Source organism: Brevundimonas sp. SPF441, from assembly GCF_009661015.1.
Classification (GTDB): domain Bacteria; phylum Pseudomonadota; class Alphaproteobacteria; order Caulobacterales; family Caulobacteraceae; genus Brevundimonas; species Brevundimonas vesicularis.
On the sequence record NZ_WJWX01000054.1, the window covers coordinates 1 to 1321 of the forward strand.

1 protein-coding gene is annotated in these 1321 nt (G+C 65.6%); it reads left to right on the forward strand.

Annotated elements, in window-relative coordinates; genetic code table 11:
* On the forward strand, nucleotides 1–1321 hold a 1321-nt coding region (locus tag GGC30_RS16150; protein WP_153926144.1), incomplete at both ends, for a methyl-accepting chemotaxis protein.

Here is a 1321-nt window from a genome sequence, read left to right on the forward strand (position 1 = left end):
GGCGGCTGTTGATCGCTCGCAAGCTGTGATCCAGTTCGACCTCGACGGAACCGTCCGGGACGCCAACCGAAACTTCCTCTCGGTCATCGGCTATGAACTCGGCGAGATCTTCGGACGCCATCACCGGATGTTTGTCGATCCAGCAGAGGCGCAGACGCCTGCCTATGTCGAGTTCTGGCGTCGATTGAACGCCGGCGAGTTCGTCGCCGACAAGTTCGTCCGCTATGGCAAGGGCGGCAAGCGCGTCGTGATTGAAGCGAGCTACAATCCCATCCTTGATAAGGAAGGCCGCCCCTACAAGGTCGTCAAGTTCGCCATGGACGTGACCGCCGTTGAGGAAGAACGCGAACGTCGCGCTGAAGTCGAGCGGGAGGCCGCCCAGGTCCAGGCCGCCGTCGTCGCGGGCACGGCCAAGGGCCTTTCGGCGATGGCCGCAGGCGACCTCTCTTATCGTATCCAAGACAACTTCCCCGGCGACTACGCCGTGTTGCGCGAAAACTTCAATCAGGCGATGGCGGCGCTGGACGAGGCCGTTGGCGTGATCGGCGTCAACGCCGGGTCGATGCAGTCCGGCGCGCATGAGATCAGCAGCGCCGCCGAAGACCTGTCGCGTCGCACCGAACAACAGGCCGCCAGCCTGGAGGAAACCGCCGCCGCGCTGGATCAGATCACCGCCACGGTCCGCAAGACCGCCGAGAACGCCCAAGCGGCCGACACTGTCGTCACCCAGGGGCGCAGCCAGGCCGAGACCGGCGGCGCGGTCGTCCAGAAGGCTGTCGCTGCCATGGGCGAGATCGAACGCTCATCCAACGAGATCAGCCAGATCATCGGCGTGATCGACGAGATCGCCTTCCAGACCAATCTCCTGGCCCTGAACGCCGGGGTCGAGGCCGCCCGTGCGGGCGAGGCCGGTCGTGGCTTCGCCGTCGTCGCGTCCGAAGTGCGCGCCCTGGCCCAGCGTTCGGCGGAATCGGCCAAGGAGATCAAGACGCTGATCTCGGCCAGTTCCAACCAGGTGAAGGACGGGGTGGTTCTGGTGCGTCAGTCGGGCGAGGCCCTGACCGGCATTGCGGAGCGGATCGAAGAGATCACGACCCTGATGAGCGAAATCCGCGCCTCGACTCAGGAGCAGGCGGTGGGTCTGGCCGAGGTCAACACCGCCGTGAACCAGATGGATCAGGTCACTCAACAGAACGCGGCCATGGTCGAGCAGTCGACCGCCGCCAGCCTGAGCCTGAGCCGCGAAGCCGCCGAACTGGCCGAACTGGTCGGCCGCTTCGAGACCAGCCAGGTCGCGGCGGCCCCGTCGCCGATCCACAAG